15 protein-coding genes are annotated in these 17,764 nt (G+C 34.9%); 8 read left to right on the top strand and 7 right to left on the bottom strand.

What is annotated here, in order from left to right; translation table 11 throughout:
* Positions 1–23: 23 nt before the first annotated feature.
* From HM983_RS14090 to HM983_RS14060, 7 genes are all read right to left on the bottom strand, one after another.
* Positions 24–1,211, bottom strand: coding sequence for a DUF4856 domain-containing protein (locus tag HM983_RS14090; RefSeq protein WP_179346372.1), 1,188 nt, complete (start codon positions 1,209–1,211; stop codon positions 24–26).
* 177 nt (positions 1,212–1,388) lie between these two features.
* Positions 1,389–2,534 (bottom strand): carboxylate--amine ligase, encoded by a 1,146-nt coding sequence (locus HM983_RS14085; RefSeq protein WP_179346371.1) that lies wholly within the window; start codon positions 2,532–2,534, stop codon positions 1,389–1,391.
* Positions 2,524–3,651 carry an HTTM domain-containing protein gene (locus HM983_RS14080; RefSeq protein ID WP_179346370.1) on the bottom strand — a complete coding sequence of 376 codons (1,128 nt, stop codon included), beginning with the start codon at positions 3,649–3,651 and terminating at the stop codon, positions 2,524–2,526. Before HM983_RS14080 ends, HM983_RS14085 begins: the two co-directional genes overlap by 11 nt.
* A complete protein-coding gene (locus tag HM983_RS14075; RefSeq protein WP_179346369.1) occupies positions 3,633–3,974 on the bottom strand; it encodes a hypothetical protein in 342 nt (113 codons plus the stop codon). Before HM983_RS14075 ends, HM983_RS14080 begins: the two co-directional genes overlap by 19 nt.
* Positions 3,975–4,102: 128 nt before the next feature.
* Entirely contained in the window at positions 4,103–4,966 is an 864-nt protein-coding gene (locus HM983_RS14070) for a hydroxymethylglutaryl-CoA lyase (protein WP_179346368.1), read from the bottom strand.
* Between the two features lie 133 nt (positions 4,967–5,099).
* Positions 5,100–5,717, bottom strand: coding sequence for a LysE family translocator (locus HM983_RS14065; RefSeq protein ID WP_179346367.1), 618 nt, complete (start codon positions 5,715–5,717; stop codon positions 5,100–5,102).
* A gap of 47 nt (positions 5,718–5,764) precedes the next feature.
* Entirely contained in the window at positions 5,765–6,799 is a 1,035-nt protein-coding gene (locus tag HM983_RS14060; RefSeq protein ID WP_179346366.1) for a quinone-dependent dihydroorotate dehydrogenase, read from the bottom strand.
* 116 nt (positions 6,800–6,915) lie between these two features.
* On the opposite strand from HM983_RS14060, the gene pepT reads away from it, so the two are divergent.
* From pepT to HM983_RS14020, 8 genes are all read left to right on the top strand, one after another.
* A complete protein-coding gene (gene pepT / locus HM983_RS14055) occupies positions 6,916–8,169 on the top strand; it encodes a peptidase T (protein WP_179346365.1) in 1,254 nt (417 codons plus the stop codon).
* 286 nt (positions 8,170–8,455) lie between these two features.
* On the top strand, positions 8,456–10,666 hold the full coding sequence (locus HM983_RS14050; RefSeq protein ID WP_179346364.1) for a RelA/SpoT family protein: 2,211 nt from the start codon (positions 8,456–8,458) through the stop codon (positions 10,664–10,666).
* Between the two features lie 110 nt (positions 10,667–10,776).
* Entirely contained in the window at positions 10,777–11,229 is a 453-nt protein-coding gene (locus HM983_RS14045; protein ID WP_179346363.1) for a Fur family transcriptional regulator, read from the top strand.
* Between the two features lie 14 nt (positions 11,230–11,243).
* Positions 11,244–12,524 carry an adenylosuccinate synthase gene (locus HM983_RS14040; protein WP_179346362.1) on the top strand — a complete coding sequence of 427 codons (1,281 nt, stop codon included), beginning with the start codon at positions 11,244–11,246 and terminating at the stop codon, positions 12,522–12,524.
* 10 nt (positions 12,525–12,534) lie between these two features.
* Complete coding sequence (locus tag HM983_RS14035) at positions 12,535–13,113, top strand: outer membrane protein (protein WP_179346361.1); 579 nt, start codon at positions 12,535–12,537, stop codon at positions 13,111–13,113.
* Between the two features lie 75 nt (positions 13,114–13,188).
* Positions 13,189–14,991: an OstA-like protein gene (locus HM983_RS14030; protein ID WP_179346360.1), complete on the top strand. Its 1,803-nt coding sequence runs from the start codon at positions 13,189–13,191 to the stop codon at positions 14,989–14,991.
* A 7-nt stretch (positions 14,992–14,998) separates the two neighbouring features.
* A complete protein-coding gene (locus tag HM983_RS14025; RefSeq protein ID WP_179346359.1) occupies positions 14,999–16,177 on the top strand; it encodes an aspartate aminotransferase family protein in 1,179 nt (392 codons plus the stop codon).
* 157 nt (positions 16,178–16,334) lie between these two features.
* The gene (locus HM983_RS14020) at positions 16,335–17,741 is read left to right on the top strand and encodes a tetratricopeptide repeat protein (RefSeq protein ID WP_179346358.1); all 1,407 of its coding nucleotides are present in this window, start codon (positions 16,335–16,337) and stop codon (positions 17,739–17,741) included.
* The last annotated feature ends 23 nt before the right edge of the window (positions 17,742–17,764 follow it).

The raw sequence follows: 17,764 nt of genomic DNA, 5'->3' as shown, positions 1-17,764 counted from the left end.
TATGCTTTAGTGTTATTAAAATATTAATTACTTGCCTGCTCAACCGTAAAGTCGAAACGTGCTGCAATCTCATCAGACATAGTGTCTAACTTTTCTGATGTGATGTCCCAAAATCCGTTGCCTTCCAACAATTCCGCTAAATAACCATCTACTTCTGATTTGGAAAAATATGGACTGTCAGTTCCTGGTTGTCTTGTAAATTGTAAACTCATTACAAAACCGAAACCTTCAGATAAATCGTGAAATGCACTTGCGTTATCAGTTCCTAATACTGTTTTAGCAGATTGTAAATAATAGACTGCTCTAATGCCAATGATTTCTGAAACTTTTTCTCTAATGATTTCAGCTTGCTCATCTCTAACTTCATAGTTTTTCTCAACAATTGCAGCTCTTCCTAATTTAAAAGCATTATAGATTGTTTCAGCATAATCACTAAAATCTTGATCATTATTGACACGTTGTAAATATTTATTTAAAAAACTATCTTGATTTAATTGTGGTGCCAATGGGTCGTCAGTTCCATAAAGATATCCGAAAGCTTCATCCCATTTGTGCTCCATATTGGTATAGTTTTTACCTTCAGCAAGGATTTCTGTGTCATTATCAGTTCTGTTGCTACCAGCGTCCAAAACCGATGTGCTTAAATAGTTATTAAGCATTTGGTCTACTATTAGTGCACCAATCAATCCTTTATTAATAGCTTGGTTATATTCTAATCCTTTACTATTTACATAGCGAATTGATCCGCCAGCTTCTTGTATTTGACCAGCGTTTCCAGCCGTTGCAACGTTATCCCAATTTGGGAATACCTCATTAACTTGAGCCGCGATGTAACCATCAAACTGAGCTTTTATTTCGTTTGCTTCTGTTGTATTTGCTGCAAAATAATCGCTTGATGCTGCTGTTTTACTTCTTATGTTTTTTGTGGATTCATTTAATTCTGTAGTAGAAAAATAATCTCCGGTGTTTGTGAACATGCCATCCAACTTTGCTTCCGTATTGGTATTATCTGTTAAAGCACCTAAAAACTCAGCACCCATTTGAATGCGAGTGGTTTGACCACTGTAACTTACTGTAGTATTTCCGTTTCGTTGAAACTGATAGGTTGCAGGAGCTTCAACTTGCTGTTCTGTTGCAGTGTTGTCATCATCGTTAGAGCATGATGTAAGTAAGGCTCCAATTGTAAATAAACTTAAGGCAATTTTCTTCATTTTTGACTGTTTTGTTATTCTTATTAAGACTTGTTATAAATAATTTGTGCAAAAATAATAGGGTAAGTCAAAATCACAAAATTTATTTAGATTAATTTTAAATAAAAAATCAATTAAATTTTAAGGTGATGATTATTAACGATTTAATGAATTTCAATAGAATTTAGTGAGCTCTGCTCACTTATTGATTTTAGATTTTAAAATATTTTTAGTGCGCCATATCCACTTATAAATTGTTGGTATTGGATCTGATAATGAATATTTTAAAGGAGTATTATTTCTTATAAAGTTGAATTTTACAATAAATCTTTTGTCTTTTTTTATTTGCTTTATTAAGCCTTTTAAATTCAAAAAGTCTATAACCTTGTATTCTGGCGCTATAAATTCTTTATCTAAACTTGAAAGACAATACAGGTAAGGAAAATTTACGCCAGCGAGCAATGACGCCTCCAAAGAAACCCAGAATCGTGTGTTGATTTCTATGGCTTTATATTGGTCGGTATGTGCATCATAGCGCATATCTAAATGAGCTACTCCACTCCAGTTGAGGGATTTCATAATGTGTTTTACGGTATCAATGAGCTTTTTGTTATACTGAAACTGTACGCCAAACTGCGGTGAAAATTGGTGCGTCCCAATCATATTGCCTTTTTGTATGGTGTATGCCAATATTTGTCCGTCCTTACAGAGCACGCTGCAATCTATATCGTATCCTTGAACATATTCTTGAACGATATTGTTGTATATCATTGGATACTTCTTAAAATGAGCCAATAGCTCATCTTTACTATCAAATTTGAAAATGCCCTGTCCTCCACCATAACCTTCCACTGGTTTAATGATTACCGGAAACTTTAAACCATTCACTTTGTCCAAATCGGCAAAAGAAGTAACCAAAGTGCATTTTGCATAAGGAATTTGATTGGCCTCAAGATGTTTGGTCAGTTTATTTTTATTGAAAGCTGTTTCGTAATCTTCGATATTGGATAATAATCCTAGTTGGTCTTGTTGAATTATTTTTGACCTGTATTGAATCAGAGTTTTTATACGTGATTCAAAAATGGGCATAACAACATCGATAGAATGACGTTTTACTTCTTTATTAATGTTTTCAATCCAATCTAAATCTGAGCTTGTTTCAGCATAATATGTGAATTTTTTAATGTAGCGTGAATAACGCATTGGGTGATACTTTGTATTGGACATCACATAAATATCTATATGTTTTATTTGAGCCAAACAATTGACGACATAAAGCAAGATATGGCTTTCACCATCTGGTATTAAAACAGAAATAATATTTTGTTTCGATTTAGTTTTCATTCAAAGCAATAATTTTAGGACTTTTACGAGTAAAATCTTTAGGCAAATAGAATAGTACAATTAACCAAAAAACAACAAGCTGGATACTATGCATTATACTACCGTTAAATAGAAATCTAATGAGTTGATCAAAAAGAAAAATTGATATATAGAAGTTAGGAGTGAATTTTAATAAATGCCTAAGAGCGCAATTATTTATTAAAGTTTTTCCGTCAGATTCGACCTTTAGCCAAAACGTTTTCTCTTTGAATTCTTTTTGGTAAACAACAGTACTATTCGAAAAATAAAAATCAACGATTGGTCTAAAAAATGAGTTGATATTTTTATTAATAAAGACCACTATTTCAGTTTTTGGCCATACCAGGAAAATCAATAATATAATTACAATATCGTCAAAAAAGTGGCCAAATCTAAAGAAGGTCATAGTATATAATAGTGAATGAAATAATAAAATCATCCAAACTGCCAATACATGTTTTCTTCTGAACCACAAAAGAATAGCAATGGTAAACTCAATTATCATTGAGCTCCATGAAAGGATTTTAGCCAACCACATATCTGGTAAAAAACTTGAAAATGTTATAAAAAACTGATTCTCTTTTGAGTTGACCAACCAATTATACATAAACTGCCCAGACCACCAATCTGGCTCAAATATTTTATTCAAAACAGCTCCAAAATACACTAAGCTTAACTGAATGCAGAGCAACCACGGAAACTCTTTTCTATCTGTCAATCCTGCTAATAAAAAGGCACAACCACATATAAACAAATGATTTCTAAACAATGATTTAGAAGCCAGTAACATAAAAATAACAGAGCAACCCAAGATAATAGACATGGCCCTTGGTTTTACATTAAATAACAGTAATATGCCAGAGCCTAAAAACAATGTTTTTATCGTAATCTTAAAAATATTGGGGTAATCCAACACAAAATCAAAGAGTCTGAAAAATGGTACAAATGGATCACTTATATATCCATGAAATCCGTGAACCACTAACAACAAAAACAGCAACTTACACATTAACAGAATGTTGGGCTGCATTTTTTCTACATTAAAATTTAATGGAAAATAACGATTATGGAACGTGTATTTTATTGCTCTAAGTTCCATATACGTTCTTCCTTACCATTAGTTGTGTATATAATCTTTACTGAAGTCTTATCTTGTTTACCATAAGTTGATTCATACTGCCTTACAATATTAAAAACATTATTGATGCTCCGAGGCTCCCAACCTTTGGAAACATAACGGTAACGCTTTTCTATTTCTTCGTTGGATAATTTTTTACCATTAACATCGACATTAATATCCAAATACGTATGCTCATCATAAGGTGCCCAGCAGAAAAAACGTTCTGGGACAAACCTTGCGTAAATAATTAGAGCTATTTGTGAAACAATAAAAAGAACGCCTATTTTTTGTCTTAGCTTCATTTAAGTCAGTGAAAAATGGTAACTGTATACCAATCTTAACATAAACTTTTGAGAATGAAAAACTTAATCGTTCAAGGTATTTATTTGTGAGTTAAAACAAACTCAAGCTGAAGAAAAACAAGCATCGACTAATGATACGTTGTAAAAATTTTGGTGGCTTCATTATAAGCACTTTCAAAACTCATTGCATTAAGATTGTGTGCTTTTTTCTGTGTGAAGTACGATAGCATCTTTTCCGTAGGCATATTGCCCGTAAGATCATCCTTTGCCATTGGACAACCACCAAAACCTTGTATGGCACCATCAAAACGTCGGCATCCAGCTTTGTAAGCTGAATCAATTTTCTCAAACCATGTGGTAGGTGTCGTGTGAAGATGTGCACCAAACTCAATATTTGGATATTTTGGAATTAAATTTGAAAATAAATAATCAATATTTTCAGGATCTGAACTTCCGATAGTATCACTTAACGATAGAATCTTGACTCCCATTTTAGATAATCGCTCTGTCCAGTCTCCAACGATATCAACATTCCAAGGATCACCATATGGATTACCAAAACCCATGGAGACATATACCACGACTTCTTTGTTACATTTATCTGCAATCTCTAAAATTTCCGAAAGAGTCACAACTGATTGTGCAATGGTCTTGTGCGTATTTCGCATTTGAAAATTTTCAGAGATAGAAAATGGAAAACCCAGATAATCAATTTCAGGATGTACAGATGCATCATTTGCGCCTCTCGTATTGGCGATGATAGCGAGCAGCTGACTTTCTGTTGCACCTAAATCCAACTGGGCCAAAACCTCAGCAGTATCTACCATTTGCGGTATAGCTTTTGGCGAGACAAAACTACCAAAATCAATAGTATCAAAACCAACACGGAGCAAGGATTGGATGTATTGCACCTTCTTTTCGGTAGGAATAAAGTCTTTGATACCTTGCATGGCATCCCGTGGACATTCAATAAATTTTACCGTTTTTTCCATTGGTTCAAATATACGTTAGTTGAAGTTGAAAACGAAGCGGAAACTTAATTTGAAGTTGAGTGGTTTTTTGTTTCACGAATTTCAAGAATTGGCTCGAATAAAATTCTTGTCAAGTTGATTTTTAATGATACGATTATATAAGAATAAAAACTGCTATGCCTATAAATACCACTATCTGGAGCCATTTTAAAACCACTCCGAAATAATCATTCTTAGTTATATAAGTTTTAATCTGTCCTGCCAAAAGTGCAATAGCGGCAAAAATAACGAATGAAACTAGCACGAAAATACCGCCAAGTATATAAAATTGAATAACTGTACTTAAAGTCTCACTAAACAGAAAGGCTGGAAAAAATGCCAAAAAGAAAATGGTCACTTTGGGATTAAGAACGTTCATAAAGAATCCTTGAACAAACAATTCTTTTAAGCTCTTGTCTTTGGCGTTATTTTCATCTATTTTCAATTTAGCATCAGATTTAAAAACCTTGTATGCCAAATACAGAAGGTAAATTGCTCCCAAAATTTTAATACCAAAAAACAAATTTTCGTTCGCCTTGATTATGGCAGATACACCAAAGGCTAACAATGTGGTATGAATTATACAGCCTGTAATAAGGCCACAAACAGTTGCTAAACCATGTTTTTTACCATTGGTTATGCTCTGTACCAACACATAAATATTATCTGGTCCTGGCGAAACAGCCAGTGCCGACGTTGCTAGTGCAAAAGATATTAAGATTTCATCGTTCAACTGAAAAAGTTCATGTCAATTAGTATAAAAACGGCTACTACTATCCTTTATCGTTTTTCATTAATTCTATGTTTTAACAAAGCCTTATTAATGTCTCTCACCAATCTTGGACCCTCATAAATAAAACCTGTATAAAGCTGAAGTAAATCTGCACCTGCATCTAATTTTTCAATGGCGTCTTCGACAGAATGAATACCTCCTACACCAATGATCGGAAATGCCTTATTACTTTTCTCTGCTAAAAATCTTATGACCTCTGTAGACTTTTTCGTTAAAGGTTGTCCGCTCAAACCTCCCATTTCAACTTTGTTTTCACTAAACAATCCTTCTCTCGATATTGTAGTATTGGTCGCAATGACACCATCAATTTTAGTAGTTTTTACAATATCTATTATATCCATCAACTGCTCATTGGTTAAATCCGGAGCTATTTTTAACAGAATAGGTTTTGAATTTTGTTTTTGAAAATTAAGCACTTGTAATGCTTTCAGCAATTCAGTTAGAGGTTCTTTATCTTGAAGCGCCCGTAAGTTTGGAGTATTTGGCGAGCTTACATTCACAACAAAATAGTCCACATATTCAAATAATGCATTGAAACAAATTTTATAATCTTCTACAGCATTTTCATTAGGTGTAATTTTATTTTTACCAATATTACCACCTACCAAGACGCCTTTGTTATTTTTCAAACGATTTACGGCAGCCTCTACTCCTCCATTATTAAAGCCCATACGGTTAATAATTGCTGAGTCTTCCTTTAGTCTAAACAATCTTTTCTTTGGGTTGCCATCTTGCGGTTTTGGTGTCAAAGTTCCAATTTCAATAAAACCAAAACCAAAATTAGAAAGTTCATTATATAATTTCGCATCCTTATCAAAACCTGCTGCGAGGCCCACAGGATTTTTAAAAGTTAAACCAAATAAATTTTGCTCGAGCTTATCATCTTTAATAAGATACATTCTTTTAAAAAGCCATTTCATTCCAGGGATCAAAGAAAGGTTCCGAATTAATGAAAATGTAAAATGGTGCACTTTTTCCGGGTCGAAAAAAAATAGTATTGGTCGAATGACTGATTTATACATGAAGGCGGTTTTGAACAGCAAAAATAAACCAATTCAATATAACTAAAAAGAAACCAAGCTTACACTTGTACCTTAAAATTGTTGTAACTATTTTTGAATGCAATCTCCCTATTACTATGACATCAAAACAAGCGATTATAGATCGATTTATAAGCTACGTAACAATTGATACCGAATCTGATCCCGATTCAAAAACCACACCAAGTACAGAGAAACAATGGGATTTAGCACATAAGCTAACCAAAGAGCTTATTTCTATTGGGATGAAAGAGGTCACGATAGACCAAAATGCATATGTCATGGCAACATTACCAAGTAATGTAGATCATGATGTACCAACCATAGGCTTTATATCACATTTTGACACCACACCGGATTTTACGGGTAAAAATGTAAAACCTCGTGTTATCGAAAATTACGACGGAAAGGATATTGCACTTAATGCTGAACAAAATATCATTCTATCTCCAAATTATTTTGAAGATTTACTGCTTTACAAAGGCCAAACGTTAATTGTAACCGATGGTACCACATTATTAGGAGCAGATGATAAAGCAGGTATAACCGAAATTATGACTGCTATGGAATATCTCATTAACCATCCGGAGATAAAACACGGTAAAATAAGGGTTGGATTTACACCTGATGAAGAAATTGGTCGAGGAGCACATAAATTCGATGTCGAAAAATTTGGAGCTGATTGGGCCTATACTATGGACGGAAGCCAAATAGGTGAGCTCGAATACGAAAATTTTAATGCAGCCGGTGTTACCGTAAAGGCAACAGGAAAAATTGTACATCCAGGCTACGCGAAAGGTAAACTCGTAAATTCCATGTATTATGCTACAGAATTTATTAATGCTTTACCACCTATGGAAACCCCTGAGCACACAGAAGGTTACGAAGGATTTTTTCATCTATATAGTATAGAAGGTAAGGTTGAAGAAACAGTTTTAAAGTACATCTTACGTGATCATGATAAAGATAAGTTTGAGGCTAAAAAAGCTTTAATGGAAAAAATTGTATTCGATCTTAACACTAAATTTGAATCAGAAGTTTTTAATATTGAAATAAAGGACCAATACTTTAACATGCGAGAAAAGGTTGAACCCGTAATGCATATTGTTGATATTGCAGAAGAAGCTATGAAGGCCGTAGGGATAAAACCTTTAATTAAACCCATTAGAGGAGGTACTGATGGTTCACAACTTTCTTATATGGGCTTGCCTTGTCCAAACATTTTTGCTGGTGGCCATAACTTCCATGGTCGTTATGAGTATGTGCCAGTAGAAAGTATGCAAAAAGCTGTGGAGGTGATTTGCAAAATAGCTGAGTTGGTCGGACAGAATCAGGAAAGAGACCAATCCTAAAGCAAACATATGTGGATTTCTCAAAAAAAACATAATTGCAACTTTTGCTTTGCTTTGCTTTTCTTTGCTTTGTATGAAGCGATTATGCGCAAAAAAAAAAAAATGAACTATTGACTCCTTTATTTTAAAGCTCTCATATCTAAGTTAAATTTAATAATCTTTTAATTGGTCACTTTATTGTCATTATAATTAGTTGTCATCAATGAAATATTTCATTTTCAAACTTATTTTTCTTCAAAACTCAAAAACCATTGCCAATTAACTTTCCTTTTATTACTTTAGTTCTATGACAGCCGAGGCGATAGAAATAGAGAACGCAGCCATTGCAAAAGCTTACAAAGAACTACTCAAAGTAAGTTACCTGACCCTAACCAAAGACGATAAGAAATTAATCCGTCATGCGTTTGAGGTAGCCGTCGATGCACACAAAGACCAGCGACGAAAGTCTGGTGAAGCCTATATTTTTCACCCAATTGCAGTTGCTAGAATTGTTGCCAAAGAAATTGGCATGGATGCCACTAGCATTGCCGCTGCCTTGCTTCATGATGTGGTTGAGGACAATCCAAATTACACCTTAGCCGATATAGAGCAATTATTTGGTGATACGGTAGCTCGAATTGTAGATGGTCTTACCAAAATTTCTTCCTTAAAAAAGGATATGGATGATGTCTCGTTACAAGCGGAAAACTTCCGTAAAATGCTACTTACCCTCAATGAGGATGTCCGGGTAATTATAATTAAAATAGCAGACCGACTGCACAATATGCAGACGATGGATGCTATGCGTCCAGATAAACAAGTCAAAATTGCCTCTGAAACTTTATACATATATGCTCCACTAGCGCACAGAATTGGGCTTTATAATATTAAAACAGAACTCGAGGATCTTGGCCTCAAATATACAGAGCCCGAAGTTTATGACGATATTCTGACGAGGCTAAAAGAAAGTAAGGAAGATCAGGACGCGTACATCAAAGCATTCTCAAAAGTAATTGAGGATTCCCTAAACAAAGAAGGGCTCAATTACGAAATTAAAGGTCGTCCAAAATCCATTTTTAGTATTCGTAGAAAAATGGTAAAACAAGGGGTTTCTTTTGATGAAGTTTATGACAAATTCGCTGTAAGAATTGTCTATAAGTCTGATTTAGAAAACGAAAAATTTCTAGCTTGGAAAATATATTCGGTTGTTACAGACCATTTTACGCCCAATCCTGTAAGACTAAGGGATTGGATTTCGTCACCAAAATCTACAGGATATGAAGCTTTGCACATTACTGTTGTCGGACCAAAAAGTCGTTGGGTAGAAGTCCAAATACGTAGTGAACGCATGAATGAGATTGCAGAAAAAGGCTATGCCGCACATTACAAATACAAGAATAAAGATGATAAGGATGACAGTTTAGACCTTTGGATCAATCGACTGCAAGAAGCTTTGGAAAACAACGAAGCAGATGCGGTAGATTTTGTAGAGCAGTTTAAACTCAACCTATATTCTAAGGAAATTTTTGTGTTTTCACCCAAAGGTGATTTAAAATCGCTTCCAAAGGGAGCCACACCTCTGGACTTCGCCTTCAGCATTCATACTGAAGTTGGCATGAAAACCCGAGGAGCAAAAGTCAACGGAAAACTGGTGCCTTTAAGTCACGAACTAGAAAGTGGCGATCGGGTAGAAATCCTCACGGCAGAAAATGCAAAACCTAACGTCAACTGGCTGGATTATGCCACAACAGCTCGAGCACGTAGCAAAATTAAATCTGCACTAAACGCTCATACCAAAGAAATTGCCGAAGAAGGCAAGGAAATTCTTAGACGAAAACTCAAACAGCTCAAAATTACGTTGAATGAAAAATCAATCAACGAACTTGTCAATTATTTTAAGCTGAGCACTTCTTTGGATTTGTTTTACAGAGTTGGCATTGGCTCAATAGACAATACAAAGCTCAAGGCATTTGCTTCTTCCCGAAGCAACGCGTTTATGTCTTACATTAAAAACAAAATCAGGAAGCCAGATACACCTAAAAATATTGATAAAGAGGAAATAACCTCTAAGTACGATATGCTGGTCTTTGGCAAAGAGGAAGAACATTTAAATTATACACTTGCCAATTGCTGTAACCCAATTCCAGGGGACAAAGTTTTTGGATTTGTAACAATTAACGATGGTATTAAGGTGCACAAAAAGAATTGTCCGAACGCGTTGAGTCTGCAATCTAACTACGCCTATAGAATTATGCCTGCAAAATGGATAGATTCAACCCAGCAGGTTTATACTTCACAAATTTCACTATCAGGAATAGACAATCTTGGTTTGGTCAATGACATTACAAAATTGATTTCGCAAACAATGCACGTTAACATGAAAAGTATCAGTTTTTCTAGTGATGATGGTGTATTCTCTGGTAAGATAACAGTTGAAGTGAAAAACCAAACCATGTTAAAAAAGATTGTCGATAAGCTCAAAAAAATAAACGGAATAGATAAAGTTGCGAGAATTTAATTATGACTCACACTTATTGAGACTCTTGAAAACTTGTTCATTTCTTTCAACTTTTAAGCCTTTTTTTATAATTATTATCCTATAATATTTGGTAAATTTGCAACTTACTTATGAATGCAACCACAGAAGAAAGTAATCAGGAAATAGTAAAACGTGTGTTTACCCAATTCCTTGAAGACAAAGGTCATAGAAAAACACCTGAACGCTATGCTATACTTCAAGAAATTTATGATAGCGAAGAACATTTTGATATAGAGTCACTTTACATCAAAATGAAAAACAAGAACTATCGCGTAAGTCGTGCAACGCTATATAATACAATAGAATTACTGTTGGAATGTGCCTTGGTACGCAAACATCAATTCGGGCAAAATCAAGCACATTATGAAAAATCATATTTCGATAAACAACACGACCACGTGATTCTTACGGATACAGGTGAAGTTATAGAATTCTGTGATCCACGCATTCAATCAATTAAAAAAACCATCGAAGAGGTTTTTGACATTCAAATTACTAACCACTCATTATATTTTTACGGTAAACGTAAAACAAACGACTAACTCACTTATTTAAAATGGCAGTAGATTTACTACTTGGATTACAATGGGGAGACGAAGGCAAAGGAAAAATTGTTGACGTTTTCACTTCTAAATACGATATTATAGCACGCTTTCAAGGTGGACCAAATGCAGGACACACCCTAGTTTTTAACGGTAGAAAGCATGTGTTGCACACCATTCCATCAGGTATATTTCATGATGATACAGTAAATCTTGTGGGAAATGGTGTGGTAATAGACCCTGTCATTTTCAAAAAAGAACTTGATAAACTCGATGAGCAAAATGTTAATTATAAAAAGTCCCTCTGCATCTCGCGCAAGGCACATATTATTTTACCTACACATCGCTTATTGGATGCTGCAAGTGAAGCTTCAAAAGGAAAAGCAAAAATAGGCTCGACTTTAAAAGGAATTGGCCCAACTTATATGGACAAAACTGGACGAAATGGAATAAGAGTTGGCGATATTGAATTAGCGGATTGGAAAGACAAGTACAGAACCTTGGCAGACAAGCACGAAGCCATGATTGCTTTTTACGATGTGGATATTCAATATGATCTTAAGGAATTGGAAACGGATTTTTTCAATGCTATAGAGACTCTAAAAAGTTTAAAATTCATTGATTCTGAAGAATTCATACACCAAGCTCAGGCTTCCGGAAAGTCAATTTTAGCAGAAGGTGCACAAGGCTCACTATTGGATATTGATTTTGGAACGTACCCATTCGTAACCTCGTCAAATACTACAGCAGCAGGTGCATGTACTGGTTTGGGTGTAGCACCAAACCAAATCGGTGAAGTATTTGGAATTTTCAAAGCATATACGACACGTGTTGGCTCCGGTCCTTTTCCAACAGAATTATTTGACAAAGATGGTGAAACTATGGCCAAAGTTGGCAACGAATTTGGCGCAACCACTGGTCGACCAAGACGTTGTGGCTGGTTAGATTTAGTAGCTCTTCGTTATGCATGTCAGGTCAATGGTGTCACGCAACTAATTATGATGAAAGGTGATGTACTTTCTGGATTTAAAACATTGAAAGTTTGTACAGCTTACAAATATAAAGGCGAAGAAATCACTCATTTACCATATAATATTGAACCTGAAAACGTTACACCTATTTATACAGAATTAAAAGGTTGGGCAGCAGATTTAACTGGCATGACAGAAGCCTCAGAATTACCTGATAATTTGAATGCTTATGTTGAATATTTAGAAAACGAGCTAAATATCCCAATTACTATAGTTTCTGTTGGCCCAGATAGAAAGCAGACTATTATAAGAAAGACGGTTTAACTTCTAATACATGCGACAGAATCTGTGCCTACTGTTTGGTCTAATAGTTTTTAGTGCATGTGCACAGAATTCGAAATTCAATATAGAAGTGAGCTACCCTATAACATTCGGTGATAATTTTGTAGAACAAAATTATAATGGTGTTGTTGACCTCGGACTAAAATATCGTTTTGCTGATTTAAAAGTAGCCAATTTAGGCGCATCCATAAACGCTGGATATTTAAAAAACTCAAAAGAAGACCGTGTTCAACCTATTGATGTTAATTTGTATACGGTTCAACCCAGAATTTTCGCAGAGTTAAATTTAGCTGCATTAGCAAAACTACATCCATCTGCAGGTATTGGTTATAGTGTATTGATCTTCAAACCTCAATACAATAGGACTTTCAATGCTAGTCCAAATGAAGATGAGACCTTAGACCAATCTGGATTCAATATCAATTTCGGATTAGCTTATGATATCACCAACAAATTATTTATCCAAGCACGATACGATTTTGTAAAAATTAATGTTGAGGATAATGTACCTGACGTTAGTTACAATACTAACGTTAATGTTATTAAAATAGGATTGGGTTATCACCTCTAATTTTATATACTTTTGTTAAAAAAAGGGCATACTGATAATAAAGCCATCTGCTAAGTGTTATTTTGTAAACTGCGTATGACATTCAATAGTTTTAAATATATCCTCTTATTCTTCTTTTTGTTGAATATAACTTTAGTTTCTGCCCAGAAGCAAAAAATTACCATTGAATATGCTGGTACACTTTTCACTGACCCTGAAATAGAAGAAGGTGCTCAAGTATTTTTAAGAGATAAATCTCAACAAGTCCATTTTATTCATGAGGGTGCCAACGTTTGGTGCGACAAAGCCATTTATTATGAAAATGAAGATTTTATTGAAGCCTTCAGCAACGTGGTAATGAAGCAGGGAGATACTATTAACATGACTGCTAAGTATGTTGAATATAGTGGCAAAACACAGTTGGCTTTTGCAAGTGGAGATGTAGTTTTGACCGAACCAAAATCAACTTTAACAACCGACACACTTCATTTCGATAGGCAAAGACAATTAGCATATTATCAAACCAGAGGAAAAGTAGTTAGGGATTCATCGGGAACCATTACTAGCCAGATAGGTCGTTATTATATGAACGCCAAAAAGTATCAGTTTATTAAAGATGTGGTACTGGTAAATCCGGAATACACGTTAAATACAGATCGGCTCGACTTCTTCACAGAAACTGGTTATGCTTATCTTTTTGGTCCTTCGACTATTGTGGGAGAAACCAGCACAGTCTACACAGAGCGTGGTTTTTACGATACCAATAATGATATAGGCCATTTTCAACGAAATGCAAGGATTGATTATGATAACCGAACAGTTGAAGGCGACAGCCTCTATTTTGACCGCAACCGAAGTTTTGCATCAGCTACCAACAATATTACAATTACCGACACCATAAATAAAAGTGTGGTTAGAGGACATTATGCCGAAGTTTGGCGTGAAAAAGATTCAGTTTTTATTACCAAACGTGCATTGGGTATTACCGTGCAGGAACAAGATTCGGTTTATATCCATGCCGATACGCTGATGGTTACAGGGAAACCAGACCATAGAATTACAAGAGCATATTATAATGTAAAGCTTTATAAAAGTGATTTAGCCGGAAAATCAGATTCCATCCATGTGGACCACAAGACGGGATTAACTCAGCTGATTAACCTTTCTCGATTCAGTTCCACTGATGCCTTTGCAACAGCAAGAAAACCGATACTTTGGAATATAGGTAATCAAATGACAGGAGATACAATTCATCTCATTTCAAACGTCGAAACTGAAAAACTGGATTCACTCAAAATGTTCAACAATGCCTTTTTAATTGGCAAGGATACTCTAGGTGTGGATAATTACAACCAGATTAAAGGCAAGATACTAATAGGGTTATTCAAGGATAATGAACTATACAATGTAGATGTGGACAAAAATGCCGAAGTCATTTATTATTCTAGAAATGAAAAAGGTGAGTTGGCAGGTATTAATAAGTCGAAATCGGGAAGTTTGAATATTAAACTAAAAGATAAAGCCATACAACGCTTGGCATTGATCAATCAAATAGATGGTGAGTTGTTGCCAGAATCAGAGTTTCCAAAAAGCGCCAAGCGTTTTAGAGGTTTTGATTGGCGCGAAGAAGAGCGACCGCTTTCTGTTGAAGATTTATTTAAAGACGATCCACCATTAGTATTGCCAGTTATAAAAGGTCTAGAAGATTATGTGCCGCCCGAGGAATTTGTGAATAAAGACTTAATTGAAAGAGTGGAAAAAGCAAAAGATTCAACCACACAAAAGCCAAATAAAGCTGCGCGGAACATCCCTAAAAAAGACAGTATTCCACCTCTTCAAGCAGTCCCAAAAGCTAAATCTGGTAATAATTCTGCATTAAAGAAAAAATCGGATCAATAATTTTTGTATGCGAGATGATTTTTTAAAATATCAAGCGCAGACCACACCACATCCACTGGCAATGGAAGTGAGTCATGCCAAAGGTTCTTATATTTTTGACACTAACGGTAAAGCATACCTCGATTTCGTGGCTGGTGTTTCTGCTAACAGCTTAGGCCATTGCCACCCAAAAATTGTTAATGCTGTAAAAAATCAGTTAGATAAATATCTACATGTCATGGTTTATGGAGAATACGCCCAAAAACCAGCTGTAGAGTTATCCAAATTATTAGCCAAACATTTACCGCAACCTTTGGACACCACTTATTTGGTCAACTCAGGCACCGAAGCGATTGAAGGAAGTATGAAATTAGCCAGACGCTATACTGGACGCAGTGAAATTATCGCTGCAAAAAATGCCTATCATGGTAATACGATGGGCTCACTGAGCTTGATGGATTATGCAGAACGAAAACAACCTTTTTTACCATTAATTCCGGACATTAAACACATTAGTTTTAATTGTGAGTTTTGCCTGAAACAGATCACCCAAGAGACAGCTGGAGTAATTTTAGAAACTATACAAGGTGGTGCAGGTTTCATTGAACCTAAAGAAAATTATCTACGTAAAGTTCAAGAACGATGCACAGAGGTTGGAGCTGTTTTTATTCTAGATGAAATTCAGCCAGGAATGGGTAGGACCGGAAAATTGTTCGGATTTGAAAATTATAATTGCCAACCAGATATATTAGTTACCGGTAAGGGATTAGGAGGCGGATTACCTATTGGTGCATTTACAGCTTCTAATGAGATGATGGCTCATTTGTCGGATAATCCAAAACTTGGGCACATAACTACGTTTGGAGGTAATCCCGTAATCGCTGCCGCTGCATTAGCAACTTTGAAAGAAATAACGGAATCTGATCTAATGTCTGAAGCATTGGAAAAAGAAAAATTAATCCGCGAACATCTTCAACACAAACATATAAAAGCAATTAGAGGCCGTGGATTGATGTTGGCCATAATTCTTGAAAATTCCGAAATTGTCAATCAAGTAATTTTAAAATGCCAAGACGAAGGACTCATTTTATTTTGGTTACTTTTTGAGCCCAAGGCTATCCGTATTACACCTCCATTAACCATTTCGATTGAAGAATTGATAAAAGGTTGCCGGATGATAACTTCTGTTTTGGATCAAATTCAATAATTATTATTTAAAAACAACTTACTGAATATTAAGGTTTAAAAATCAATACTTCAACTAAAACTCTAATGTTAACTATTTTGTTAAAAACATTAAGCGGAAATTTCCTAAAGTCTACTTGATAACCTTAATTTTATTTCAGTGAAATATTAAACCGCTTATGCAATATAGTCACGACGACGAAAATTTTCCGCTTACCCGATTTGAATCCATGCTTAAAACAAATGATATTTTGTTTTTTGATTCAAATGAATTCGAAAATATCATTCACCACTATCTTGAAAATGGTAAAATTGCACTAGCAAAACGTGCAATTAAACTTGGACTGGAACAACATCCCACTTCAATTAATTTAAGATTGTTTCAAGTTGAAATATTAGTGATTGAAAATAAATTTCCAGAAGCCAACGACATATTAGAAATGCTTCACAATTTGGAACCGCTGAATGAGGAAATATATATTCAAAAAGCCAATGTATTATCTAAACAAGATGAACACCAAAAAGCAATAGATACACTTCTAATTGCTCTAGACTTATCTACTACTCCACAAGATGATGGAGATTTGTATGCGTTAATTGGGATGGAATATTTGTTTTTGGATCAGTTTGAAAACGCTATCATTTATTTCAAAAAATGTTTAGAAACAGATACTACAGATTATTCTGCATTACATAACATCGTGTATTGCTATGACTTTCTAAATAAAAATGAAGAAGCCATTGAATATTTAAATAATTTTTTGGATAAAAATCCTTACTGTGAGGTGGCGTGGCATCAATTGGGAAGACAGTATTTTGCAATTAAGGAATACGGCAAAGCCAATGCATCGTTTGATTTTGCTATAATTTCGGACGATACTTTTGTGGGTGCATATATTGAGAAAGGAAAGGTACTTGAGAAAGTGAAAAATTACGAAGAGGCCATCGAAAACTACAAAGTGACTTTGGCCTTAGAAGACCCAACTTCTTTCGCACTATTGCGTATGGGACACTGCTATTCTAAACTAGGTCAGGATGATTTAGCCATTCAATTCTTTACAAAAACAGTTGAAGAAGATCCTCTTTTAGATAAAGGCTGGATAGCAATTACAAAGTTTTATATGAAACACCTCAATTATCAAAAGGCACTTTATTACATCAAAAGAGCCGTAAATATTGATGGTGACAATGTATTATACTGGAAACTTTACGCTACAGTTAACAAACGCCTTAATTTCTTAGAAGAGGCAGAAAGAGGTTACAAAAGAACAATAGAGTTAGGTAATTATGAATTAGATACCTGGATTTGCCGAGCAGATATTTTAATTGCTTTGGGAGAATATGAGGGTGCTATTTATAATCTAATCCAAGCTTCTGAATTTTATCCGGAAAATGCGGAAATAGAATACAGACTTGGAGGACTATATTTTACTACACATCAAACAGACGAAGGCCGCTTTCATCTCAAAAACGCTATGCGCTTAAATAAGGACTATAATTTCATTGTACCAGAACTGTTCCCAAAACTGGACAATAAACCAATGGTTAGAGCTATAATTTCGGATACGAAAAAGGCATCCAACTAAAAAAATCCATACCTTAGCTTTCT

This window comes from Winogradskyella ursingii, assembly GCF_013403975.1.
GTDB lineage: Bacteria > Bacteroidota > Bacteroidia > Flavobacteriales > Flavobacteriaceae > Winogradskyella > Winogradskyella ursingii.
Note: the sequence above shows the minus strand (reverse complement) of the source record. Positions and strands in the feature narration are given on the sequence as shown.

Coding starts and splice junctions, on each gene's coding strand:
- HM983_RS14025 (WP_179346359.1), top strand. CDS start 14,999: ATGCGAGATGATTTTTTAAAATATCAAGCGCAGACCACACCACATCCA.
- HM983_RS14070 (WP_179346368.1), bottom strand. CDS start 4,966: ATGGAAAAAACGGTAAAATTTATTGAATGTCCACGGGATGCCATGCAA.
- HM983_RS14080 (WP_179346370.1), bottom strand. CDS start 3,651: ATGGAACTTAGAGCAATAAAATACACGTTCCATAATCGTTATTTTCCA.
- pepT (WP_179346365.1), top strand. CDS start 6,916: ATGACATCAAAACAAGCGATTATAGATCGATTTATAAGCTACGTAACA.
- HM983_RS14030 (WP_179346360.1), top strand. CDS start 13,189: ATGACATTCAATAGTTTTAAATATATCCTCTTATTCTTCTTTTTGTTG.
- HM983_RS14085 (WP_179346371.1), bottom strand. CDS start 2,534: ATGAAAACTAAATCGAAACAAAATATTATTTCTGTTTTAATACCAGAT.
- HM983_RS14040 (WP_179346362.1), top strand. CDS start 11,244: ATGGCAGTAGATTTACTACTTGGATTACAATGGGGAGACGAAGGCAAA.
- HM983_RS14060 (WP_179346366.1), bottom strand. CDS start 6,799: ATGTATAAATCAGTCATTCGACCAATACTATTTTTTTTCGACCCGGAA.
- HM983_RS14045 (WP_179346363.1), top strand. CDS start 10,777: ATGAATGCAACCACAGAAGAAAGTAATCAGGAAATAGTAAAACGTGTG.
- HM983_RS14020 (WP_179346358.1), top strand. CDS start 16,335: ATGCAATATAGTCACGACGACGAAAATTTTCCGCTTACCCGATTTGAA.
- HM983_RS14050 (WP_179346364.1), top strand. CDS start 8,456: ATGACAGCCGAGGCGATAGAAATAGAGAACGCAGCCATTGCAAAAGCT.
- HM983_RS14090 (WP_179346372.1), bottom strand. CDS start 1,211: ATGAAGAAAATTGCCTTAAGTTTATTTACAATTGGAGCCTTACTTACA.
- HM983_RS14075 (WP_179346369.1), bottom strand. CDS start 3,974: ATGAAGCTAAGACAAAAAATAGGCGTTCTTTTTATTGTTTCACAAATA.
- HM983_RS14035 (WP_179346361.1), top strand. CDS start 12,535: ATGCGACAGAATCTGTGCCTACTGTTTGGTCTAATAGTTTTTAGTGCA.